Below are 23,391 nucleotides of genomic sequence, written 5' to 3' on the forward strand. Positions count from 1 at the left end.
ACGATGCGTCGCAGCGTTGATGGTTCGGAAACCAGCCCGGGTTATTCTGCCCCTCACCCAAGCGGATCCGACGTCCCGTCCAGGCTCCGGGGCGAATGGGCGTATGACGGCCCCATGTCTGACGGCTCCATGTCTGACGGCCCCATGCAGGAACCTTGCGTCCTCCTCGTCTCGGACCGTCGCGAGCGGGCCGACAGGCTCGCGAGCGCGATCGGCCTGATCCGGCCCTGCCGGGTGATCGAGCCGGGGCGGGCACTGCCCGCGCGCACGCCGCTCGCCTTCCTGGTCGATCTCGCCGACGGTCTGCCCGAGAGCGCCTGGGGCGAGGCGCTGACCCGGCGTACGCGGACGGAGACCGTTCCCTGTCTCTACGTCGCCCACCATGGCGAAGGCGCCGAAGGGAGCCGCCGCTTCGGCTCTCCTACGGTGATCGCGGCGGGCTCGCGCTCGGCCGGCATCGTCTCGATTCTGTTGAAACTCCTCGACGATGCGAAGGCCGCCGGATCGACCGGCGCGAGGCTCGCGGTCCGGGTCGAGACCGCCACGACCCTCGTCACCGGCCTGTTCGATGCTGCCGCAGCCGGCCGATCCCCGAGCGTGTCTGAAGTGGAAGAGGGCACCGAGATCGTACTCGCCGCCGTCTCGGAAGCCGGCATCCACGCCTGGCTCGACCGGCTGCGCCAGCATCACATCGGCGTGTACCAGCATTCCCTCAGCGTCGCCGGATTCGCCGCCGCCTTCGCCGCGGAACTCGGCCTCGGCCGCCGCGATCGCCACCGCCTCGCCCAGGCCGCGCTGCTCCACGATATCGGCAAGGCACACATACCGGCCGCGATCCTCGACAAGCCCGGACCGCTGACCCCGGACGAGATGCGGGTGATGCGCGAGCATCCCGTGATCGGCGCCGACTTGCTCGCGCAGGATGGCGATTACGACGCGACCATTCTCGACGTGGTCCGGCATCACCACGAGCGCCTCGACGGCAGCGGCTACCCCGACGGCCTCAGGGGAGACGCCATCGGCGACCTCGTGCGCCTAGTGGCGATCTGCGACGTACACTCCGCCCTGACCGAGCGGCGCGCCTACCGCCCGGCGCTCTCCGGGGGGCAGGCTTGGCGGTTGATGGACGGCATGGCGGGGCAGCTCGATGCGGACCTGTTGCGCGCCTACGCCCCGGTCATCCTCCGGGCCGGGGGCGATGACCGTATCGCAACCGAGGGTAGCGCTGGCGTCGAACAAACCATTCCGTAACGAATGGGCGGATAGGTTGGCGGGAGACGTCAGGCGGTGGATTCCGCGTCTAGCGCGCTTTCCGGCCGGGCGGATGCCGGCCCCTCGAAGGAAAGCGTGTCGAAGCAGAGGCTTAGAGCCGTATCCACGCCTGCCCCGGTTCTTCATGCGCGACAATCCCCTGACCTACAGCCTGCCACGCTGGCGCTTCACGCGCTGGCTCGCGGATGCCGGTCGCGACGTCCCGCAGGACATCCGGGTCGCCCTCATCGGCAGCCTCTACGGAACGCTGCCGATCTTCCTGGGCGGCGTTGCCAACACCATCGGCGTGGCGGTGCTGATCGCGTTCCGCATCCCCCACCCGCACGTCCTCGCCTGGGTCTCGTTCGAGGTCGCGATCTGCCTGATCCGGCTGGTCGTCCTGATCGCCGCGCGCCGCGCCGCCGCGGCCGGACGCAGCACGCCGACGGACGTCTCCCTGCTGCTGGCCCTGGCCTGGTCGTTGAGCCTCGGCGTCGGCGCCCTGGTCTGCCTCGAAAGCGGCGACTGGGTCGCCACGACGCTCTCCTGCCTCTCGGCGGCCGGCATGGTGGGCGGAACCTGCTTCCGGAACTTCGCGGCGCCGCGGCTCACGGCGATGATGATCGCCCTGACGCTGGGGCCGATCTGCATCGGGGCCGCCATCGCCGGCGAGCCGATCCTGTATCTCAGCTTCCTGCAGCTGCCGTTCTACATGCTGGCCATGACCATGGCGGCGCACAAGCTCAACCGGATGATGGTCACGACGATGCGGGCCGAGCGCGAGAACGGGTTTCGCGCCCACCACGACGCTCTCACCGGCCTGCCGAACCGCTCCGGCCTCAGCGCAGCGATGGCGACGATGCAGGCCATCCCGCGCGGACCGGTCGGACTGCTCTTTCTCGACCTCGACGGCTTCAAGGCCGTCAACGACACCCATGGCCATGTCGTGGGCGACCGGCTCCTGCAGATGGTCGCCGACCGCCTGCGCGAGGAGACGGCCTTCGGCGATCTCGTGGCGCGGATCGGCGGCGACGAGTTCGTGGTGCTGAGCGAGGGCAGGGGCCGCGCGGACCTGATCGGCCTCGGCGAACGCCTGATCGCGCGGATCTCGGAACCCTATGCCTGCGGCCCCGACGCGCCTGCGCAGATCGGCGTCAGCATCGGCATCGCCCAGCGCCCGGACCACGGCGAGGACATGTCGAGCCTGCTCCAGGCCGCCGACCGGGCGCTCTACCGCTCGAAATCCATGGGCAAGGGCCTCTGCACGCTCGCGACCCGCAAGGGCCGCGACGCCGCCGAGCCGTCCGAATCCCGCCGCTCGGCCTGACCCGCGCCAGCCGCCGATACAACCACGACGTCAACGCCCGGGAGGCCCGATCGCGGCGGCCGCGCCATGCCGACCGGGAAAGTCCCGGTATGCGCCAGGATGCGCGACGGGGCATGCACCGGGACGCGGCACGGGCAACCCGCTCGGCGGAACCGGCCGCTACCGCCCGGAACCCGCCCCGTTCCGTAAAGCGAGCAGTTCCGCGAACCGCGCCACCAGCCGCCGGCCGACCTCGTCCTTGTCGAGCTTGGGCCAGGTCTCGACGCCGCCATCGCGGGAGACGAGATGCACGGTGTTGTCGGACCCGCCCATCACGCCGCCCGCAGGCGAGACGTCGTTGGCCACCAACAGGTCGCAGCCCTTTTTCGCGAGCTTCCTGTGAGCGTTCTCGAGCACCGTGTCGGTCTCGGCGGCGAAACCGACGACGAGGGGCGGGCGGCCCTCGCTGCGCCGGGCGATGGTCGCGAGGACGTCGGGATTCTCGACGAGGGCGAGCGGGGGCACGGCGGCGCCGTCCTTCTTGATCTTGCCGTCGCGGGCCTCCGCCGGGCGCCAGTCGCCGACGGCGGCGGCGAACACCGCGATGTCGGCCGGCAGCGCCGCCTCGACGGCCGCCAGCATCTCGCGCGCGGTCTCGACGCGAACTACCGCGACGCCCGCCGGGTCGGCGAGCGCCACCGGCCCCGACACCAGCGTCACCCGCGCCCCGGCCGCCGCCGCCGCCGCGGCGATGGCGTGGCCCTGCCGGCCGGAGGAGCGGTTGGCGAGGTAGCGCACCGGATCGATCGGCTCATGCGTCGGGCCCGAGGTGACGAGCACCGTCTTACCTGCCAGAGGCCCCTTGCCCGCCAGAGGCCCCTGGCCGGCCAGTGCCCCCGCCGGCGCCCGCCCGGCGAGGAACCCGAAACCGCCGCGCTCTTCCCGCGCGGCGAGCAGGGCTTCGAGCGCGTCGGCGATCTCGTGCGGCTCGGCCATGCGGCCGGGCCCGTATTCCGCCTCGGCCATGGCGCCGTCGTTGGGGCCGACGACCGCCACGCCGTCGCCGGCCAACGTCGCGAGGTTCCGCCGCGTCGCCGGATGCGCCCACATCCGCACGTTCATCGCCGGTGCGATCAGGATCGGCAGGGTCGTCGCGAGCAGCACCGTGGCGGCGAGGTCCGGCGCGTGGCCGCCGGCCATCTTCGCCATCAGGTCGGCGGTGGCGGGGGCGACCACGATGGCGTCGGCGTCCCGCGCCAGGCGGATATGCCCGATCTCGGCCTCGTCCGCCCGGTCGAACAGGTCGGTATGCGCGCGAGCCCCGGCGAGCGCCGCGGCAGCGAGCGGCGTCACGAATTCCTGGGCCGCCTTGGTCAGGATAGGCCGCACGGCGGCGCCCCGCTCGCGCAGGCGGCGGATCAGGTCGAGCGATTTGTAGGCCGCGATGCCGCCGCCGATGACGAGGAGGATGCGGCGGCCGCCGAGGGACTGGGACATGGCTCTAGTCAGGGGAGTCGGAGCCGTGCGTCAAGACTCGGGGCTACCGGGATCCCCGTTCCAGAGGCGTGCGGTCGTCCGAGAGGACGCGGGGCCGGCCCGCACGCCGCGATGCCGAACAGACGACATCGCCTGGCACGGTTCACCGGACAGATCGGCTCGTCGAGCTTTCAGTAGCGAACAACGTCCGAAAACTATTGATACGAATGTTTTCGCTCGAAAGCAGGAGATCACCGCCATACTGCGGCGCCGGAACAGCCAAACATAATCCAGTCCAAGAAGACCGTTCGCACACGCTCAGTCGATGCGCCGGGCAAGCGGCGTGGCGTCCGGTTATTTCAGAAAAAAGCCGGCCTTTGAAGAACGATCCGAAATCTTCGCGATGACGTGATCTGCCCGATCGCCCGCGATGGCCTCGCAGGCCCCGGCGTTCACACGCTCACTTGAACGCCATCACCAGCGCCCCGAGCGCGATCGCCCACAGGGCCAGGGTCGACCAGACCGCGCGGCGCTTCTCGGCGCGGGCGATGCGCTCCAGGGCGCGCACGTCCCGCGCGCCCTCCTCGTCGAGGCGGACCATGATGCGGCGGACGCGCTGGGCGATGTCGGGGAGGTCGGAGACGACGTCGGAGAGGGTCATGGCGGCGCGGCCGGCGCCCTCGATGCGGCCGAGCGGCCCGAGGTTGCGGGCGATCCAGGACTTCACCACCGGCTCGGCACCGGTCCACATGTCGAGATGCGGGTCGAGCGAGCGGGCGACGCCCTCCACCACCACCATGGTCTTCTGCAGCATCACGAGTTCGGTGCGCGTGCTCATGTCGAACAGCGCGGTGACGTCGAACAGCAGGGTCAGCACCTTGGCCATCGAGATCTCGTCGGCCGGGCGCTGGTGGATCGGCTCGCCGATGGCGCGGATGGCCTGAGCGAAGTCGTCCACCGAGTGGTGGCGCGGTACGTAGCCGGCCTCGAAATGCACCTGGGCGACGCGGCGATAATCGCGGGTGATGAAGCCGAGGAGGATCTCGGCCAAAAAGCGCCGCTCGGGCAGGCCGAGCCGGCCCATGATCCCGAAATCCACCGCCGTCAGGCAGCCGTTCCGGTCCACGAACAGGTTTCCGGGATGCATGTCGGCGTGGAAGAAGCCGTCGCGGATCGCCTGGCGCAGGAAGGACTGGATCACCGAGCGCCCGAGCGCCTTGGCGTCGTGGCCCTCTTCGACGATGCGGTCCCGGTCGCTGAGCCGGATCCCGTCGATCCACTCGCTGGTGAGGATGTTGCGGGAGGTCAGCTCCCATTCCGGGCGCGGCACCCGGAAGTCGTCGTCGCCCTTCGTGTTCTCGGCGAGCTCGGACATGGCGGCGGCCTCGAGCCGCAGGTCCATCTCCATCATCACCGAGCGGGCCAGCGTCTCGACCACCTCGCGCGGGCGCAGGCGCTCGGCCTCGGGCCAGAGGGCGTGGACGATGCCCGCCATGAAGCGCATGGCCTGGAGCTCGCGGGCGAACTGCGTCCGCACGCCCGGCCGCATCACCTTCACCGCGAGCGCCCGCAGGGTGCCGTCGGCGTCCAGCACCTGTGCCTTGTGCACCTGCGCGATCGAGGCCGCGGCCACCGGCTCGCTGAAGGTGGCGAACAGCGCACCGATCGGCTTGCCGAGATCCTGCTCGATGGCGCGGATGGCGACGCCTTGCGGGAACGGCGGCACCCGGTCCTGCAGGCGCTCCAGATCGCGCGCGGCGGCCATGCCGACGATGTCGGGGCGGGTCGCCAGGAACTGCCCGAACTTGACGTAGGACGGCCCGAGCCGGGTCAGCGCCCGCTCCAGGGGACTCGCCCCGGCATGCTCGGCGACGCCCCGCCGCTCCAGCGAGCGCCCGACCTTCAGCGCGAGCCGCAGATGCGGCGGCAGCTCCGCCGTATCGATCAGCGCGAGCCCGCCCTCCCGCGCCAGCACGAAGCCGACATGCGCGCCGCGGACGAAGTGGAAGAGGGCGCCTAGCAAAGCGGAACAGCCCCAAACGTGACCGGCACAGCAGTGCAGCTCAGTGCGAGCTTCTCCTCCCCCCTGTGGGGAGGAGGTAGGAGGTGGGGGTGGTTTCGCCTGCCGGGACGCAGGCAAGCGGAGCCACCCCCACCCTCAATCCCTCCCCACAAGGGGGAGGGAAGCGCATCGTCGCAAAACCTAGGCAGGGAGCCAGCCACTCAAGCCACCTTCCAGCCGGAGTGGATCGCCACGATCCCCCCCGACAGCACCCGGTGCGTCACCCGCGAAAACCCGGCCTCCTCGATCATCGCCGCGAAACGCCCGGGGGAGGGGAATTTGCGGATGGATTCGACGAGGTAGCGGTAGGATTCGCGGTCGCCGGCCACGCGCTCGCCGATGCGCGGGATCACGTGGAAGGAATAGGCGTCGTAGATCTTTTCCAGGATCGGCAGATCGACCCGCGAGAATTCGAGGCAGAGGAAGCGCCCGCCCGGTTTCAGCACGCGAAACGCCTCCTTGAGCGCCACGTCGATGCGCGGCACGTTCCGGATGCCGAAGGCGATGGTGTAGGCGTCGAAGGTATTTCCCGGCAGCGGCAGGGTCTCGGCGTTGCCGGTGACGAAATCGATGCGCTCGCCATAGCGCGTGCCGGCGCGCCGATTGTCTGCCCGTTCTTGCCCCACCCGCAGCATCGCCTCGTTGATGTCGAGCACCGTCACCTGGGTCTGCGCGCCGCCGGCCTCCAGCACGCGGAAGGCGACGTCGCCGGTACCGCCGGCCACGTCGAGATGGCGGAAGGGGCGGTTCGGGCCCGGCCGCAGCATCCCGATCAGGTGGGACTTCCAGGCCCGGTGCAGCCCCCCCGACATCAGGTCGTTCATCACGTCGTAGCGCTTGGCCACCGAGCGAAACACGTCGTCGACGCGGCCCTGCTTCTCGGCGAGGCTCACGCGCTCGAAGCCGAAATCAGCCGTGCCGTCGTCTGCCGCGCTCATACCGTCCCGATCCCTGCTCCCGCCCGCGCCTCATAGCGAATGCGCCGCGGAACCGCCATGTGGAGAAGCCGCGGCACACCGGTTATGACGCCACGGGTCGCATGTTTCACGTGAAACAATTCCTACAACAAGCCTGACGATCCTATCCATGCCCGAACTGCCCGAAGTCGAAACCGTGCGCCGGGGCCTCGCGCCCGCGCTGGTCGGCGCGCGTTTTTCGCGCGTGACGCTGCGGCGGCCGAACCTGCGCTTCCCCTTCCCGGAGCGCTTCGCACAGCGCCTCGAAGGCCGCACGGTCACCGACCTCGCGCGCCGGGCCAAGTACCTCACCGCGCATCTCGATTCCGGCGAGAGCCTGATCATGCATCTCGGCATGAGCGGCCGTTTCGACGTCGCCCTGCCGGACGGCCAAAATGTTTCGCCGGGCGATTTCTATCTCGACGGCGCGCTCGGCAACACGAAGCACGACCACGTCGTGATGGCTCTGAATTCGGGCGCGACCATCACCTACAACGACGTCCGCCGCTTCGGCTTCATGGATCTCGTGCCGACCGACACGCTGGCCGCGTGCCGGCACTTCGCCGCCATGGGGATCGAACCGCTGAGCGAGGCGCTGACCGGCGCGACCATCGCAAGACTCTTCCGCCACAAGATCACGCCGCTGAAGGCCGCGCTCCTCGACCAGCGCCTGATCGCGGGCCTCGGCAACATCTACGTCTGTGAAGCCCTCCACCGCGCCCGCCTCTCGCCGCTGGCCATGGCCGGAACGCTCGCCAAGCCCGACGGCACCCCGACGGCCAAGGCCAACGCGCTGGCCAAGGCGATCCGGACGGTGCTCACCGAGGCCGTGGCGGCGGGCGGCTCGACCTTGCGGGACTATGCGCAGCCGGACGGGGCGCGGGGGTCGTTCCAGCACGGGTTCCGCGTCTACGACCGGGTCGGGCATGCCTGCGTGACGCGGGGGTGTGTTGGGCGGGTCTCGCGGATCGTGCAGTCGGGGCGATCGACGTTTTTTTGTGAGGTGTGTCAGGGGCCTGGGGGGCGCTGAGCCTTTACTTTCCGAGCAGGGGCGAGGGAAGGCGGTGCATGTCGCCTGCCTGGCCACTGTGGAGATTCATGTCGTCGCATTTTATGCTACCATCCTGCGTCATTAGCGGGAGGCGGTCGGGTATGGCGACAGCCGAGAAGATCAGCATCACGATGACGCCCGACATGCTCCGCGCTGTGCGCGAGAGCGTCGAGGCGGGCGAGTACGCGTCGACCAGCGAAGTGCTGCGCGACGCGGTGCGCCTCTGGCAGCGCCAGCGCCTCGAAGACGCCGAGCGGCTGGATGCCATCCGGGCTCGCATCCGGCGCTCGCTGGACGATCCGCGGCCTTCCCTCAGCACCGAGGAAGTGAGGCAGCACATGGAGACTCTGTTCGCCAAGGCGCAGGAAGACGCTGCCAGACGTGCATAGGCTGGGTGTCGAATTCCAGCCGGAAGCCCGTGCCGACCTTGCCGATATCTTTCACACGGTGCTGCTTGTGAGCCAGCACAACGCAACGGCGGAAAACTTCATCCGGCGGATCATTACACGGTGCGAGCGCATCGGCGACGCGCCTCGAAGCGGGCGATCCCGTGACGATCTGAAGCCGGGCCTGCGCATGGTACCGTTCGAGCATTCGGCGGTGATCGCCTACACGATCGACGAAACGCGCGTGCTCATCACGAACATCTTCCACGGGGGCCGAGACTACGAAGCCCTCTACCGCGAGCACGACGACACCGACTGATCACCCATCCAACTCCGCATACCGCCGAAACACCCCATTCTCACTGAACGCCAACCGCCGCTCGCTCGCGAGATACGCCGCCACCCGCGGCAGGCGGCCGACATTCTGCACCAGGGCCACGACCCGCGGCGTCGCCTCCAGCGTCCGCGCGGTCGCGTTCGGGAAGGCGTAGCGCAGGCCGTCGACGAGTTGGAACAGGGAGAGGTCGGCGGTGCTCAGCGCGTCGCCGACGAGGTGGCGGGCGCCGGCCGGGTTGCGGGTGAGCACGCGCTCGAACCAGCCCAGAAACTTCGGCATCCGGTTCTCGCGAAATTCGTGCGCGCGGCGCAGGGCCTCCGGCTTCTGCTCTTCGTAAAAGAGGCCGTTCGCGACGGGGTGGTGCGTGTCGTGCGCCTCCGCGACCATGTCGGTGATCGTGAGCTGGATCTGGTGGGTCCAGATCCGGTCTGCCTCGCTGGCGCCGACGAGGCCGAGGCGGGGGCCGAGATAGAGCAGGATGTTGGCGGTCTGGCCGATGACGAGATCGCCGTCCCTGAGGAAAGGCGGAGCGAAGGGCGGACGCAGCGGTTCGGCGTCGAGCCGGTCCATCATCGCGTCGATGCCGCCGCCGTCCTCATGGGGGAGGCGGGCCACGTCGACATAGTCCGCCCCGGCCTGTTCAAGGGCGAGGCGCACGAACTCCCCGCGCCCCTGGATCATCGGCCAGTAGTGAAGCTCGTACGGCATCGGGTGTCTCCTCCCGGGCTCAAGTCGGAGCGGGCGGTTCGGGTTTCATCGGCCGGGTGCGGGAGGCGCGACGCCATCCCTCCCCCTCGTGGGGAGGGGCAGGGGTAGGGGGGGCTCCGCTTGCCGCAGTCGAAGGCTGGCGGCACCGCCCCCACCGCCAACTTCTCCCCACAAGGGGGAGGAGAGTCCCGCGCCTCACGGGTCGGCCCGAGCGCCAAGCGTGACTGTGGCGGGGCCGTCACACCGCGAAACCATCCCAGCTTTGCCCCCGGTCGCCCGCGGCCACGCCGCGATTGCGCCATAAACCGGGACCACCTCGAGCCTCGCGGTAAATGGCTGTTCCGGCAGGGATTTAGCGCCGGACTTCAAGTTGTTCCAAGGGCGGTCGCACCACCCGGAAAAGCTTGGCCGCAAAGGGTTTTCGGCCGGTGCCGCAGGGCGCCGGACACGGGTGAAGAGCGGTTTCGGACACGGCCATGGACCTGCGGTTGAACAACAAGTCGAAGCTTCCGAGCCGTCACGTGACGGAGGGGCCGGATCGCGCGCCGCACCGCTCGTATCTCTACGCCATGGGCCTCACCAAGGAGCAGATCCACCAGCCGCTCGTCGGCGTGGCCTCCTGCTGGAACGAGGCCGCGCCCTGCAACATCTCGCTGATGCGCCAGGCCCAGGCCGTGAAGAAGGGCGTGGCGGCCGCCAACGGCACGCCGCGCGAGTTCTGCACCATCACCGTCACCGACGGCATCGCCATGGGCCATGCCGGCATGCGCGCCTCGCTGCCATCGCGCGAGGTCATCGCGGATTCCGTCGAGCTGACCATGCGCGGCCACGCCTACGACGCCCTCGTCGGGCTCGCCGGCTGCGACAAGTCACTGCCCGGCATGATGATGGCCATGGTGCGCCTCAACGTGCCGTCGATCTTCATCTATGGCGGTTCGATCCTGCCCGGCTCGTTCCGCGGCAAGCCGGTGACGGTGCAGGACCTGTTCGAGGCCGTCGGCAAGGTCGCCGTCGGCGACATGAGCCTCGACGACCTCGACGAGCTGGAACAGGTCGCCTGTCCCTCCGCCGGGGCCTGCGGCGCGCAGTTCACGGCCAACACCATGGCCACCGTCTCCGAGGCGATCGGCCTGGCGCTGCCCTATTCGGCCGGCGCCCCCGCGCCCTACGAGATCCGCGACAGATTCTGCATGACCGCCGGCGAGAAGGTCATGGAGCTGCTGGCGAAGAACATCCGCCCGCGTGACATCGTCACCCGCAAGAGCCTCGAGAACGCCGCCGCAGCGGTCGCCGCCTCGGGCGGCTCGACCAACGCGGCCCTGCACCTGCCGGCGATCGCGCATGAATGCGGCATTGAATTCGACCTGTTCGACGTCGCCGAGATCTTCCGCCGCACGCCCTACATCGCCGACCTGAAGCCCGGCGGACGCTACGTCGCCAAGGACATGTTCGAGGTCGGCGGCATCCCGCTGCTGATCAAGACCCTGCTCGACCACGGCTTCATCCACGGCGACTGCATGACCGTCACCGGCCGCACCATCGCCGAGAACATGGAGAAGGTCGCCTGGAACCCGGACCAGGACGTGGTGCGGGCGGCCAACACGCCCCTCACGCCCACCGGCGGCGTCGTCGGCCTGCGCGGCAACCTCGCCCCCGAGGGCGCGATCGTGAAGGTCGCCGGCATGCCGCCCGAGAAGCAGGTGTTCACCGGCCCGGCCCGGGTGTTCGACGGCGAGGAGGCCTGCTTCGAGGCCGTCCAGAACCGCACCTACCAGCCCGGCGAAGTCCTGGTGATCCGCTACGAGGGTCCGAAGGGCGGCCCCGGCATGCGCGAGATGCTGTCGACCACCGCCGCCCTCTACGGCCAGGGCATGGGCGACAAGGTCGCGCTGATCACCGACGGCCGGTTCTCCGGCGCCACCCGCGGCTTCTGCGTCGGCCATGTCGGCCCCGAGGCAGCGATCGGCGGGCCGATCGGCCTCCTGAAGGATGGCGACGTCATCACCCTCGACGCGATCAAGGGCACCCTCGACGTCGCCCTGTCGGACGAAGAGTTCGCCGAGCGCCGCAAGGCCTGGACGCCGCGGACCAACTCCGCGACCTCCGGCTACCTCTGGAAATACATGCAGACCGTCGGACCCGCGGTCAGCGGCGCCGTCACCCATCCGGGTGGCGCCCAGGAGATTCAGACCTATGCGGACATCTAGGACTGACCCAAGCCGGCTTGCGCCGGCCGGGGCCGCTCCCGGTCGGCTCCGCGACGATTCCCCGTTCGGTCGCGCATTCTTGCGCCGAACCGGCATCCCCTTCGGCGGAGTGCGCTCCCGCCTGGCCTGCGGCCTCGCCGCCGCCGGCCTGATGTTCCTCGCCGCCTATCCGGCGGAATCCCTCGACGCGACGGCGCGCACGCCCGTCCCGGAGAAGGGCTACCGCTCGGCCAAGGACGCCCTGCGCACGGGCGTGCGCGAGTACAATGCCGGCGACAAGGAAGGCGCCGTGCGCGCCCTCGAATACGCCGCCGACCAGGGCCACACCCTCGCCCTGTGGAAGCTCGGCCGCATGTATGCGGACGGGGACGGCGTGCCGCACGACGACCTCAAGGCCTTCGAGTACTTTTCGCGGATCGCCGACGACAACGACGACGACAAGCCGGAGGCCGGCAACACCGGCGTCGCCGCCAGCGCCTTCACCGCGCTGGGCACCTACTTCCTCGATGGGATCAAGGGCACCTACGTGCGCGCGAACCCCGAGCGCGCCTACGAGATGTTCAACTACGCCGCCTCGTTCGGCGACCCCAACGCCCAGTACAACCTCGCCCGGCTCACCCTCGACGGCACCGGCACCGAGGCGGATCCGCGCAAGGCCGCGCGCTGGTTCAACCTCGCCGCCGAGAAGGGCCACAAGCCGGCGCAGGCCCTGCTCGGCGACCTGCTCTTCAACGGTGTCGGCGTGCCGCGCCAGACCGTGCGCGGCCTAACCTGGCTGGCGCTGGCCCGCGACGGTGCGCAGGGCCGATCGGACGCGTGGATCGTCGACCTCTACGACAAGGCCTGGAGCGCGGCGAGCGAAGACGACCGGGCCGAGGCGCTGGCGAAGGTGCAGTCGACGGGGTCGACGCGGCGGCGGCGCTGAGCAACCCCTCGGTATGAGGCATTGCCACCCCCACACCTGCCCCCTCCCCACAAGGGGGAGGGGAAACGCGCTTTGGCTTCAAACGTTTATCCCGTGAAAACCGGTCTGCGACCCTGCAAGGCGCGCTAGGAAATGGAAGCGCGCGGGCCAGACTGCGCGAACGAAATCCGGTCCTCACCAGCCCTGGCGTTCTTGCTCCCCCGGCTTGCGCCCCTGAGGCGTGAGCGCGTCGACCACCGAGGGCAGGGCTTGGGCGAGCTGGCTCAGCAGGTCGAAGCGGTCGAGGCCGGTCTGGCGGCTGAGGGTGTCCACGGTGTCCGAGCCGAGAGCGTCGGCGAGCCGGTTCGGCTCGATCGCCCGGTTCTGGCCGTGGCCGATCCACGAACCGATCACGTCGCCGAGCCCGCCGCGCTCGAAGCCCTGGATCAGGCCGTCGAGCCCACCGCCGAGACCGCCCTGTCCGGCAACGTCCTGCTCATGGTCGAGCTGCGCATAGGGGCCGGCTCCGGGCGAGCGGTTGCCGCCATCGCCGGGACCGTCGAGCATGCCGGAGAGATCCGAGAAATCGCCGCCATCATCGCCGCCGCTCGACCGGCCGCCCTGCGGATGCCGGCCGAAGCCACCGAGATCGCCGTCGTCGCCTTGCGGGTGGTCATAGTCCTCGGGGGAGGGCGCGCGGCCCCGGCCCTGCGGCTCCGGCGAACCATGGCCACCTCCGAAGATATCGCCGAGGCCGCCGCTCGCGCCCTTGGCGAGGAGCAACATCAGCAAAGCCTTGACGATCGGCGACATCGCGCCGCCGCCGCGTCCGCCCCCGAGCACCTGTCCGACGACACCACCGATGACCTGATCGAGCAGACCCATGTTCCGTCCTCCGTCCCGCGCCGCCTCAGGCACAACGGGCAATCATCGCCGCGGTTGCCCCGATTTCGGCACGTCGGTCGCAGACGGGTCTCGCCGGTCAGCGCAGCCGCAACCGATCGATACGGCTGCCCGAACCGTCCGACATCACGGGTACGATGGATGGCGACAGGGCGCCCCTGGCGTATTCCCGCCCTGTCACCGTGCCGGCGGCGCCGGACAGCGTGGCGGTGGCCGGCCGATCGTTCGGATTGGCGGCCGTCTGAGCCACCGCCATGCGGGGCGTGATCGGAGCCGTGACGAGGGCGACCGCGCCGGCGATGGCGAGACCTCCCAGGAAAAGGCCGGTGACGGCGGCGCCGGCACCCGGTTCGCGAGCGGAGGTCATGCAGCTGTTCCGGTGGCCAGAGGTCACGCGCGGACGAGAGCCGAACCTACGCCTGCCGATCCGAGTCGGCCCATGTTCAGGTCTCGGCTCGTCAATCCTCGACGACGGGTTCGGTTCCGACCCCGAACACTGATCAAGCTCTCAGAAAAACAGATCAGCGGCCCTTGTAGCGCGGCTTCTGCCCGCCCATCCCCTGCGTCGAGCGCCCCTTCGGACGCTCCTTCCAGGGTACGGCGTCGGCCGGGATCTCACGGTCGGTGCCCGGGCCCATGTTGTCGAGGGTCGGCTTGCTGATGCGACTGCGCTTGTCGCCCTGACGGCCGGCGCTGCGCTCGACGTCGCCCTGGCGGGCCATCGGATCGTCGGAGATCAGCAGCTCGGTGGATTGCAGGCGCTTGAGTTCGTCGCGCATCCGCGCGGCCTCCTCGAAGTCGAGGTCGGCGGCCGCCGCCCGCATGCGCTTCTCAAGGTCGGCCATGACCGCCTTGAGATTGTGCCCGACGGTGGCGACGTCCTTGGCGAGGCCGGTGTCGACGCGGACGTGGTCGCGCTCGTAGACGCTCTCCAGGATGTCCTGGATGCCGCGCTTCACGCTCTGCGGGGTGATGCCGTGCTCCTCGTTGTAGGCGAGTTGCTTGACGCGCCGACGCTCCGTCTCCGCCATCGCCCGCTCCATCGAGCCGGTGATGTTATCGGCGTAGAGAATGCAGCGGGCGTCGGCGTTGCGGGCCGCGCGGCCGATGGTCTGGATCAGAGACGTCTCCGATCGCAGAAAGCCTTCCTTGTCGGCGTCGAGGATCGCGACCAGGGCGCATTCCGGGATGTCGAGACCCTCGCGCAGCAGGTTGATGCCGATCAGGACGTCGAAGGCGCCGAGCCGCAGGTCGCGAATGATCTCGATGCGCTCCAGGGTGTCGATGTCGGAGTGCATGTAGCGCACGCGCACCGAGTTCTCGTGCAGGTACTCGGTGAGGTCCTCGGCCATGCGCTTGGTCAGCGTGGTGACCAGCGTGCGGTAGCCGGCCTGGGCGACCTCGCGGACCTCGCCCAGGAGGTCGTCGACCTGTGAGCGGGCAGGGCGGATCTCGATGATGGGGTCGACGAGGCCGGTGGGGCGGATGACCTGTTCGGCGAAGACGCCGTCGGTGCGCTCCATCTCCCACTTGCCGGGCGTCGCCGAGACGTGGACCGTCTGGGGCCGCATCAGGTCCCATTCCTCGAAGCGCAGCGGGCGGTTGTCGAGGCAGGAGGGCAGGCGGAAGCCGTATTCGGCCAAAGTCGCCTTCCGCCGGAAGTCGCCCCGGTACATGCCGCCGATCTGGGGCACGGTAACGTGGCTCTCGTCGGTGAAGACCAGGGCGTTGTCGGGCAGGTACTCGAACAGCGTCGGCGGCGGCTCGCCGGGTTTTCTTCCGGTGAGATACCGGGAGTAATTCTCGATGCCGTTGCAGGCGCCGGTGGCCTCGATCATCTCGACGTCGAAGGTGCAGCGCTGCTCCAGGCGCTGCGCCTCGATCAGCCGGCCCATCTTGGTCAGCTCCTCGACGCGGGCCTTCAGCTCGGTCTTGATGCCCTTGATCGCCTGCTGGAGGGTCGGGCGCGGCGTGACGTAGTGCGAGTTCGCGTAGACCTTCACGAACTTGAGTTCGTTGATCTTCTTGCCGGTCAGCGGATCGAACTCGACGATGCCCTCGATCTCGTCGCCGAACAGGCCGATGCGCCAGCCGCGATCCTCCAAGTGAGCCGGCCACAGCTCGATCACGTCGCCGCGCACCCGGAAGGTGCCGCGGGCGAAGTCGGACTGGATGCGCTTGTATTGCAGCGCCACGAGGTCGGCGACGAGCTGGCGCTGCTCGATCTTCTCCCCGAGCGTCACCGTGAACGACATCGCCGTGTAGGTCTCGACCGAACCGATGCCGTAGATGCAGGACACCGAGGCGACCATGATCACGTCGTCGCGCTCCAGCAGGGCGCGGGTCGCCGAGTGGCGCATCCGGTCGATCTGCTCGTTGATCGACGATTCCTTCTCGATGAAGGTGTCGGAGCGAGGCACGTAGGCTTCCGGCTGGTAGTAATCGTAGTACGAGACGAAGTACTCGACGGCGTTGTCCGGGAAGAAGCTCTTGAACTCGCCGTAGAGCTGCGCGGCGAGCGTCTTGTTCGGTGCGAGGATCAGGGCCGGGCGCTGGGTCAGCTCGATGAGCTTGGCCATCGTGAAAGTCTTGCCGGAGCCGGTGACGCCGAGCAGCACCTGGTCGCGCTCGTGCCTGCTCACGCCGTCCAGCAGTTCGGCGATGGCGCGGGGCTGGTCGCCGGCCGGCTCGAACTCGGATTTCAGGGTGAAGCGGAGGCCACCCTCGGATTTCTTCGGCCGCTCGGGCCGGTGCGGCACCCATGCCTCGCCGTTCTTGAACAGCGGGTTGCCCTCCTGGAGCAGCTGCTCCAGCGCCGCCATGGTGGCGGAGACGCCCTCGGTTGCCTGAGAGACCGGTTCCTCGGCCGCCGGAGGGGCGGAGTCGCCCTTCGGCACCGGCATGCCGAGCGCCTGGGCGAGGCGCGGGTCGACCTCCGCCGCGTCGGCGATCGCGTAGCCGGCCTGCGGCGCCTCGCCGAAGCCGGCGCCCCCCTTCACCCTCGCGCCCCTGGTCTTCGCACCCTTGGCCGGCGGCGGGGCCGGCGTCTCGATCGGCTTCGGACGGTTGCGGTTGAGCGCCGGGCTCAGCAACTCCGCGAGATGCTCGTCGAGGGGCTTCAGTTCGGGCTTGTCGGCCTTGGACGAGGCGGATTTGGCCGAGACGGGGCGCGGTTTCTTCGGAGCGGGCATGGTCGCAATATGGGCGCGTTCCGCAGCCGGACAAAGGCTGCCGGACGCGACACCGGTCCGCTCCGGATCACACAGTGGCGGGGGGCTGCAGAGCGGGGTAGGCTGGTCCACCACGGTCGGAGGCCGGGATGAAGACGATCGATCTGCCTGAAACCGATACGGAGTTCGCGCGCCTCGTCGACGAGGCTGCCGGCGGCGAGCCCTTCGTGATCGCCAGGGACGGCAAGCCCCTGGTGAAGGTCGTGGCGCTCGACGTGCCAGCGCCCTTCGTGAAGCGGCGTCTCGGCTTCCTGAAGGGCCAGATCTCGGTGCCCGACGACTTCGACACCATGGGCCAGGACGAGATCATCCGGATGTTCGAGGGCGAGGACGAGTGAGAGTCCTCCTCGACACGCATCTGCTGCTTTGGGGAGCGGCAGACCCCGACCGTCTGTCGGCGGCGGCGCGCCAATTGATGGTGGACCCCGGCACCTCGCCCGTCTTCAGCGTCGTCAGCATCTGGGAGGTCGCGATCAAGCGCGGGCTCGGCCGTGCGAACTTTCGTACCGACCGCCGCGTGCTACGCCGCGCGCTGCTCGACAACGGCTACGAGGAACTGACGATCCTCGGCGCGCATGCCGTCGCCGTCGAGGGCCTGCCGCCGATCCACAAGGACCCGTTCGACCGCTTGCTGATCGCGCAGGCCACGGTCGAGGGCATCACCCTGGCGACGGCGGATGCCGTGATGGCGCGGTACCCGGGACCGATCCGGGCGGTCTGACGTGATGAGGGAAAGGCTAACCCGGCGCCCGCTCTCAAGGACCTGCCCATGACCGATTCGATCCACCCCGAGACCCGCATCGGCCACGTCCACCTGAAGGTGGCCGACCTCGAGCGGGCGCTCGGGTTCTATCGCGGCGTGCTCGGCTTCGCGCTCACGCAGCGCCTGGGCGATCGGGCAGCCTTCGTCTCGGCCGGCGGCTATCACCACCATATCGGCCTCAACACCTGGGAGAGTGCCGGCGGCGAAGCACCGGCGCCCGGCACCACCGGGCTCTACCACCTCGCGATCCTCTACCCGACCCGCGCGGCCCTCGCCGACGCCCTGCGCCGGGTCGAGGCGGCCGGCATCGCCCTCGACGGCGCCAGCGACCACGGCGTCAGCGAAGCCCTCTACCTACGAGACCCCGACGGCAACGGCGTCGAACTCTACCGGGACCGGCCGGAGGCGGAGTGGCCCCGCGACGAGGGCGGCGCCCTGCAGATGGTGACGCGGCGGCTCGATCTCGCCGGACTACGCGCAACCGCCTGAAGCGCTTGAACAACCTGAAATGTCGGTTGCCAACCTCTGCAGCCGAATCTACTTTGTATTACAAAGCGCGATTCGCGAGGGGCGGCCCGCATGCGGGACCTGGACAAGGCACTGGCCGACATCGTCGCGATCCGCTCGCAGATCGCGCGCGAGACGGCGTTTCGCGGCCTCGGCTCGGCGACGCTGGCCGCCACCGGCGCTCTGGCCCTGGCCACGGCCTGCCTGCAGGCCTGGTGGCTCGACGAGCCGTCCGACAAGCCGTTGGCCTATTTCGGAATCTGGATCGCCGCGGCCGCGATCGCCTTCGCGCTGATCGGCGTGGAGACCGTACGGCGCTCGCGGCGGCTGCATTCGGGGCTGGCGGACGCCATGGTGACGAACGCCATCGAGAGCTTTCTGCCGTCGGCCGGCATCGGGCTCTGCCTCGCCCTGGTCGTGGCGCGGTTCGCGCCGGATCAGGTCTGGATGCTGCCGGGCCTCTGGCAGGTGCTGACCGGCCTCGGCCTGTTCGCCGCCGCCCGCATCCTGCCGCGGCCGGTGCAGCTCGCCGGGGCCTGGTATCTCCTTGCCGGACTGTCCGTCTTCGCGATGGCCAGCACGGACCACACCCTCTCGCCCTGGCTGATGGGCCTGCCCTTCGCGGCAGGGCAGGGGATGCTCGCCCTCATCATGCACCGCGCCATGCGCGATCATCAGGGAGGCCTCGATGCCGCTCTCTGACACCACCGACGGCCGCTTCTCCTACGACGGGCTCGACCGGGTGATCCACGAGAAGGCGCGCCTCTCGGTGCTGACCTCTCTCGTCGCCCACCCGAAGGGCCTCCCCTTCCCCGACCTGCGGCGCCTGTGCGGGCTGACGGACGGCAACCTGAGCCGGCACCTCGCCGTGCTGCAGGAGGCGGATTTCGTCAGCCTGGAGAAGGGCTACGACCACAACCGCCCGCAGACGCTCTGCCGCCTGACGCCGACGGGCCGGATCCGCTTCCTCGATTATCTCGGCGTGCTGGAGCAGGTCGTGCGCGACGCGGCCAAGGCCGCCGGGCGCGTGCCCGAGACGCCCCGCCTGATGACCGAACCCTTTGCCGGGTCGACGTGATTTCGTCAGCAATCGACCGCGAAACCGCCCCACGTCTCCGGCACACCCTGTGCGTGTGACCGGACCATCCAGAACCACAGGTACCGTCCCGTGCCCGGAGATTCGACGATGCGACCCGATCCCGACGGCAGAGGCCTGCACGCCGCGATCATCATGGACGGCAACGGCCGCTGGGCGACGCAACGCGGGCTGCCGCGCGGGGCCGGCCACCGGATGGGCGTCGAGGCGATCCGGCGGACCGCCGAGGCGGCGCCGGACCTGGGCATCGACACGTTGACGCTGTTCGCTTTTGCCAGCGACAACTGGAAGCGGCCGGACACCGAGGTCGGCGGCCTGATGCGGCTGCTGAAGGCCTATCTGCGCTCGGAGACCGGGCGGCTCGCCCGCACCGGCACTCGGCTGACGGTGTTCGGACGGCGCGACCGCCTGCCCATGGGCATACCCGAAGCGATCGAGCGGGCCGAGGCCGCCACCGCCGGCGGCACCAAGCTGTCCCTGCGCATCGCCGTCGACTACTCCTCCCGCGACGCGATCCTGGCAGCCGCAGCCCGCCTCGGGCCGGATGCCACGCGTGAGGCCGTCGGGCAGATTCTCGTCGAAGACGCAAAGACTTGCGGTGATGTCGACCTGCTGATCCGCACCGGCGGCGAGAAGCGGCTCTCCGACTTCCTGCTCTGGGAGGCGGCCTATGCCGAGCTGCATTTCACCGACCGGATGTGGCCGGATTTCGGGGAGGCGGACCTTGCCGCGGCGGTGGCCGACTTCGCGCGGCGCGACCGCCGTTTCGGCGGCCTCAAGGCGGTCCCGGTCGCCGCCTGAACCAACCCGGCCATGCTGCCCGCGATAGACCCGGAGGGCGCCGGGATATGCGCCGGGACGCCCATCGCGTCATCATGAGAGCCGTCCGAGCGCCGACCGTTCGATACCGGACGCGAGCGGTACAACCATTTCGGCGGCTCAGGTTCGGCGAGACAAATCCGACCCGTCGCGATAACAGGAGGGCGTGAGGCCGCCCGCCGTGAGTCGGGCCTCCGCCCCGATCACCACTGCCCAACCTTTCTGCATCGGTGAGGCTGGACGGCGCGCGCGCCGACTCCAGATGGGCTTCCTCATGAGTCAAAGAGAGTTTTGAATGCAGACTCAGGAGACCGCCTCCATTCCCGTCCTCGACGACGAGACCCTCGCCTTCGCCGGCCGCATCTTCCAGTACGCGCGGCTGGGACATGCCGACGAGCTCGCGGAGCTGTTCGAGCAGGGCCTGCCCGCCAACATCCGCAACGACAAGGGCGACAGCCTGCTGATGCTCGCCGCCTATAACGGCCAGGAGGCGGCCACCCGCGTGATCCTCGAGGCCGGCGGCGACCCCGAACTCGCCAACGACCGCGGCCAGACCCCGCTCGCCGGCGCCGCCTTCAAGGGCGAACTCGACATCACCCGACAGCTCCTCGCCCACGGCGCGAAGGTCGACGGCGAGGCCGACGGCTCGCGCACCGCCCTGATGGTCGCGGCGATGTTCGACCGCACCGAGATCGTCGCCCTCCTCCTCGCCCACGGCGCCGACCCCGACCGCCGCGACGCCTCCGGCCTCACCGCCGCGGCGCTGGCCGAATCGATGGGCGCGACGCAGACGCCGGGGCAGTTGGCGCAGGCGAAGGGGTAAGGAGCGGCCGTTATACCAGTGGCCCTTTCGACTGACGTCTCAAGGGCTGTGCGGTGCCGCGCAGTCGTGCTTGCCAGCCGCTGATTGCCGAAAGAGCCAAAGTTTACGGCCGCTGGCACGAGGTAGGATATGCCACCTTCGCTCCTCGGCAGTCGGGATCTGACGATGCTCGGATGGGATCTCGACGGCGAGGCCCTCGTCGCCCCGGCGGTGGCGCGCAACCGCGACGTCATCCTCCAAGTCCTGACACGCGTCCTGCCGCCCACAGGGCGCGTGCTGGAGATCGCGAGCGGCTCCGGCGAGCATGCCGTGCACTTTGCCGGTGCGCTCCCGGCGCTGCGCTGGCAACCGAGCGACCCGGAATCGGCCGCGCTGCGCAGCATCGCCGCTCATGCCCGCGCCGCCGGGCTGCCCAATCTGCTCCCGCCAGTCCGACTCGATGCCGGCACGGCCGACTGGCCGGTCGACCGGGCCGAGGCGGTCCTGGCGATCAACCTGATCCACATTGCGCCCTGGTCCGTTACCGAGGGCCTGATGGCCGGGGCAGGGCAGGTGCTGCCCGCGGGCGGCCTGCTGGTGCTCTACGGCCCTTTCACCGTGGATGGTGCGCACACCGCACCGAGCAACGCGGCCTTCGATGCGGACCTCCGCGACCGCGACCCGCACTGGGGCCTTCGCGATGTCGAAGCCGTCGTAACGGCCGGCGCGAGGCAGGGGCTCGTCCTGACCGAGCGCGTGGCGATGCCGGCGAACAATCTCAGCCTGGTGTTTCGGCGCGTCACCGGTAAGTAGCGGCGGCGATCACGGCAGTTCCCCCAAAGAAACACCTCCCCCGAGAAACACGGAACGGCAGCTCCACCGAGCGGCGTCGCCAACGATCGCGCCGAGACCGGCATGCGGGTCCGCCAGCCGCATCGACAATCCCATCGAGGCGATTTGACCGACGGCGCCCGACGCGTCTTCATGCGCCCGCGCTGCGGACGAGACGCGCGAGCGGGGAGCGGACGATCATGGCACGACCCTTCGGACGCCTTGGATCCTTTGCAGGATTCCTGATGCTGGCGACGGCAACGGCTCAGGCTGCGCCCGCGGCGTTTCCGAACCAGACCGAGGCGGATTACGTCGCGAAGGATTTTCGCTTCTCCAGCGGCGTGACGCTGCCCGAGGTGAAGCTGCACTACACCACCCTCGGCACGCCGCACACAAACGCGCAGGGCGAGGTCGACAACGCCGTGCTCGTCCTCCACGGCACCACCGGCACCGGCAAGTCCTTCCTGATCCCGTCCCTCGGGCCCGAGCTGTTCGGGCCGGGCGCACCGCTCGATGCGCAAAGATACTTTGTGATCCTGCCGGACGGGCTCGGCCGCGGCGGCTCGTCGAAACCCTCGGACGGGCTGAAGGCGGATTTTCCGCGCTACGGCTACGGCGACGTCGTCGAGGGCCAGTACCGGGTGGTGACCGAGGGGCTCGGCCTGAAGCACCTGCGCATGGTGCTCGGCACCTCCATGGGCGGCATGCAGGCCTGGATGTGGGGCGAGCGCTATCCGGCGGCGATGGACCTGATCATGGCGGTGGCGAGCCAGCCGATCGCCGTGAGCGGGCGCAACGCCCTGTGGCGGCGCCTCCTCATCGAGGGCATCCGCAACGATCCCGACTGGCAGGGCGGCGCCTACACGGAACAGCCGAAGCACTTCCAAAAGATCCTGCCGATCTTCAACATCATGACCGAGAGCGTGCTCGGCCTGCAGAAGCAGGCCCCGACCCATGCCGACGCCAACCGGCTCTACGACACCATCGCCGACGGTTTTTCCGGCAAGGCCGACGCCAATGACTGGCTGTACTGGTTCGACTCGACCTTCGACTACGACCCCTATCCGGGGCTCGACCGGATCACGGCGAAGGTCCTCGCCGTCAACTTCGCCGACGACGAGCTGAACCCACCGCAGCTCGACGTGATGAACCCCGCGATGGCCCGGCTGAAGGACGGCCGCTTCGTGCTGGTCCCGACCTCCGCCGAGACGCACGGCCACCAGTCGCTGCGCTTCGCCAAATTGTGGAAGGGCTATCTCGCCGAGTTCCTGGCGAGCCCGAAGGCGACGACGGAGGGCGCGAACTCGGCCGAGGGGCCGGGCGGGGCGCCGGCGCGGTAGCGGGCGGCATTCGGTTTCCGCCCGATGTCTCGGTGCGCGCACCCATGTCCCGGATCACCGTCCGCTGCACGGCGGGCGTCCGGAACGGGGCTGCGTCTCCGGACAGGTGGAGCCGAAAACAGGATAAACTCAATTATTCCTAACGCACCGGCCTCTCGACCAAGCGCTCGATAGCGGCCGATCGCATGCCGCATTGTGAGCCCGCACGCGGTCGGCGGCAGGACTTTCTGCCGGCGACGTCCGATTTCGCAAAACGACCCGCAATAAGTACCTGTATTACCTGACTGGTATTGCCTAATCATCCCGCCGTTTGACGAGGCTCGAAATTTCGATCACCGTCGCATGCGATAGGCTCGCAGCCTACGGCAACGCTCGATAGAGCATACTCACAATAAGCTTATATTCTCTACATTGCCCCTGAATGGGAGGCGATGCGGTCAGGCCGAGCCAACGTGA

23 protein-coding genes are annotated in these 23,391 nt (G+C 69.3%); 16 read left to right on the forward strand and 7 right to left on the reverse strand.

Annotated elements, in window-relative coordinates; genetic code table 11:
* The first annotated feature begins 129 nt into the window (after positions 1–129).
* The gene (locus MFF07_RS11435; protein WP_238231952.1) at positions 130–1,251 is read left to right on the forward strand and encodes an HD-GYP domain-containing protein; all 1,122 of its coding nucleotides are present in this window, start codon (positions 130–132) and stop codon (positions 1,249–1,251) included.
* Between the two features lie 145 nt (positions 1,252–1,396).
* Positions 1,397–2,578 carry a GGDEF domain-containing protein gene (locus MFF07_RS11440; protein WP_147817764.1) on the forward strand — a complete coding sequence of 394 codons (1,182 nt, stop codon included), beginning with the start codon at positions 1,397–1,399 and terminating at the stop codon, positions 2,576–2,578.
* A gap of 159 nt (positions 2,579–2,737) precedes the next feature.
* Here MFF07_RS11440 and MFF07_RS11445 read toward each other — a convergent pair whose 3' ends face one another.
* From MFF07_RS11445 to ubiE, 3 genes are all read right to left on the reverse strand, one after another.
* Complete coding sequence (locus tag MFF07_RS11445; RefSeq protein ID WP_238231954.1) at positions 2,738–4,054, reverse strand: phosphopantothenoylcysteine decarboxylase domain-containing protein; 1,317 nt, start codon at positions 4,052–4,054, stop codon at positions 2,738–2,740.
* A 439-nt stretch (positions 4,055–4,493) separates the two neighbouring features.
* Complete coding sequence (gene ubiB / locus MFF07_RS11450) at positions 4,494–6,056, reverse strand: 2-polyprenylphenol 6-hydroxylase (RefSeq protein ID WP_147820530.1); 1,563 nt, start codon at positions 6,054–6,056, stop codon at positions 4,494–4,496.
* Between the two features lie 200 nt (positions 6,057–6,256).
* Positions 6,257–7,033 (reverse strand): bifunctional demethylmenaquinone methyltransferase/2-methoxy-6-polyprenyl-1,4-benzoquinol methylase UbiE, encoded by a 777-nt coding sequence (gene ubiE / locus MFF07_RS11455; protein WP_147820532.1) that lies wholly within the window; start codon positions 7,031–7,033, stop codon positions 6,257–6,259.
* Between the two features lie 148 nt (positions 7,034–7,181).
* On the opposite strand from ubiE, the gene mutM reads away from it, so the two are divergent.
* From mutM to MFF07_RS11470, 3 genes are all read left to right on the forward strand, one after another.
* The gene (mutM, locus tag MFF07_RS11460; RefSeq protein ID WP_147820534.1) at positions 7,182–8,081 is read left to right on the forward strand and encodes a bifunctional DNA-formamidopyrimidine glycosylase/DNA-(apurinic or apyrimidinic site) lyase; all 900 of its coding nucleotides are present in this window, start codon (positions 7,182–7,184) and stop codon (positions 8,079–8,081) included.
* A 122-nt stretch (positions 8,082–8,203) separates the two neighbouring features.
* Positions 8,204–8,491, forward strand: coding sequence for a ribbon-helix-helix domain-containing protein (locus tag MFF07_RS11465; protein ID WP_147820536.1), 288 nt, complete (start codon positions 8,204–8,206; stop codon positions 8,489–8,491).
* Entirely contained in the window at positions 8,484–8,807 is a 324-nt protein-coding gene (locus tag MFF07_RS11470; protein WP_147820539.1) for a type II toxin-antitoxin system RelE/ParE family toxin, read from the forward strand. The genes MFF07_RS11465 and MFF07_RS11470 overlap by 8 nt, the downstream gene beginning before the upstream one ends.
* On the opposite strand, the gene MFF07_RS11475 is transcribed toward MFF07_RS11470, so the two are convergent.
* Complete coding sequence (locus MFF07_RS11475; protein WP_238231956.1) at positions 8,808–9,533, reverse strand: glutathione S-transferase; 726 nt, start codon at positions 9,531–9,533, stop codon at positions 8,808–8,810.
* A 476-nt stretch (positions 9,534–10,009) separates the two neighbouring features.
* On the opposite strand from MFF07_RS11475, the gene ilvD reads away from it, so the two are divergent.
* Both ilvD and MFF07_RS11485 read left to right on the forward strand, forming a co-directional pair.
* On the forward strand, positions 10,010–11,740 hold the full coding sequence (ilvD, locus tag MFF07_RS11480) for a dihydroxy-acid dehydratase (protein WP_147817183.1): 1,731 nt from the start codon (positions 10,010–10,012) through the stop codon (positions 11,738–11,740).
* Positions 11,727–12,665 carry a tetratricopeptide repeat protein gene (locus tag MFF07_RS11485; protein WP_147817184.1) on the forward strand — a complete coding sequence of 313 codons (939 nt, stop codon included), beginning with the start codon at positions 11,727–11,729 and terminating at the stop codon, positions 12,663–12,665. The genes ilvD and MFF07_RS11485 overlap by 14 nt, the downstream gene beginning before the upstream one ends.
* Before the next feature lie 174 nt (positions 12,666–12,839).
* Here MFF07_RS11485 and MFF07_RS11490 read toward each other — a convergent pair whose 3' ends face one another.
* The 3 genes from MFF07_RS11490 to uvrB all read right to left on the reverse strand — a co-directional run bounded on the left by MFF07_RS11490 (position 12,840) and on the right by uvrB (position 16,738).
* The gene (locus MFF07_RS11490) at positions 12,840–13,529 is read right to left on the reverse strand and encodes a YidB family protein (protein ID WP_147817185.1); all 690 of its coding nucleotides are present in this window, start codon (positions 13,527–13,529) and stop codon (positions 12,840–12,842) included.
* Positions 13,530–13,626: 97 nt separating this feature from the next.
* Positions 13,627–13,914, reverse strand: a complete 288-nt coding sequence (locus MFF07_RS11495; RefSeq protein ID WP_147817186.1) for a hypothetical protein — start codon at positions 13,912–13,914, stop codon at positions 13,627–13,629.
* A 154-nt stretch (positions 13,915–14,068) separates the two neighbouring features.
* Complete coding sequence (gene uvrB, locus MFF07_RS11500) at positions 14,069–16,738, reverse strand: excinuclease ABC subunit UvrB (protein WP_147817187.1); 2,670 nt, start codon at positions 16,736–16,738, stop codon at positions 14,069–14,071.
* A gap of 128 nt (positions 16,739–16,866) precedes the next feature.
* On the opposite strand from uvrB, the gene MFF07_RS11505 reads away from it, so the two are divergent.
* From MFF07_RS11505 to MFF07_RS11545, 9 genes are all read left to right on the forward strand, one after another.
* A complete protein-coding gene (locus MFF07_RS11505; protein ID WP_147817188.1) occupies positions 16,867–17,115 on the forward strand; it encodes a type II toxin-antitoxin system Phd/YefM family antitoxin in 249 nt (82 codons plus the stop codon).
* Positions 17,112–17,498: a type II toxin-antitoxin system VapC family toxin gene (locus MFF07_RS11510; RefSeq protein ID WP_147817189.1), complete on the forward strand. Its 387-nt coding sequence runs from the start codon at positions 17,112–17,114 to the stop codon at positions 17,496–17,498. The genes MFF07_RS11505 and MFF07_RS11510 overlap by 4 nt, the downstream gene beginning before the upstream one ends.
* A 48-nt stretch (positions 17,499–17,546) precedes the next feature.
* Positions 17,547–18,029: a VOC family protein gene (locus MFF07_RS11515; protein WP_147817190.1), complete on the forward strand. Its 483-nt coding sequence runs from the start codon at positions 17,547–17,549 to the stop codon at positions 18,027–18,029.
* Between the two features lie 90 nt (positions 18,030–18,119).
* Positions 18,120–18,749, forward strand: coding sequence for a hypothetical protein (locus MFF07_RS11520; RefSeq protein WP_147817191.1), 630 nt, complete (start codon positions 18,120–18,122; stop codon positions 18,747–18,749).
* A complete protein-coding gene (locus MFF07_RS11525; protein ID WP_147817192.1) occupies positions 18,736–19,125 on the forward strand; it encodes a transcriptional regulator in 390 nt (129 codons plus the stop codon). Before MFF07_RS11520 ends, MFF07_RS11525 begins: the two co-directional genes overlap by 14 nt.
* A gap of 108 nt (positions 19,126–19,233) precedes the next feature.
* A complete protein-coding gene (locus tag MFF07_RS11530) occupies positions 19,234–19,944 on the forward strand; it encodes a di-trans,poly-cis-decaprenylcistransferase (protein ID WP_147817193.1) in 711 nt (236 codons plus the stop codon).
* Positions 19,945–20,257: 313 nt separating this feature from the next.
* Complete coding sequence (locus MFF07_RS11535; RefSeq protein WP_147817194.1) at positions 20,258–20,785, forward strand: ankyrin repeat domain-containing protein; 528 nt, start codon at positions 20,258–20,260, stop codon at positions 20,783–20,785.
* A 165-nt stretch (positions 20,786–20,950) separates the two neighbouring features.
* A complete protein-coding gene (locus tag MFF07_RS11540) occupies positions 20,951–21,577 on the forward strand; it encodes a DUF938 domain-containing protein (RefSeq protein ID WP_147817218.1) in 627 nt (208 codons plus the stop codon).
* A 263-nt stretch (positions 21,578–21,840) separates the two neighbouring features.
* Positions 21,841–22,935, forward strand: coding sequence for an alpha/beta fold hydrolase (locus MFF07_RS11545; RefSeq protein WP_238231957.1), 1,095 nt, complete (start codon positions 21,841–21,843; stop codon positions 22,933–22,935).
* The last annotated feature ends 456 nt before the right edge of the window (positions 22,936–23,391 follow it).

This window comes from Methylobacterium thuringiense (assembly GCF_022179645.1).
GTDB classification, from domain to species: Bacteria; Pseudomonadota; Alphaproteobacteria; order Rhizobiales; family Beijerinckiaceae; genus Methylobacterium; species Methylobacterium thuringiense.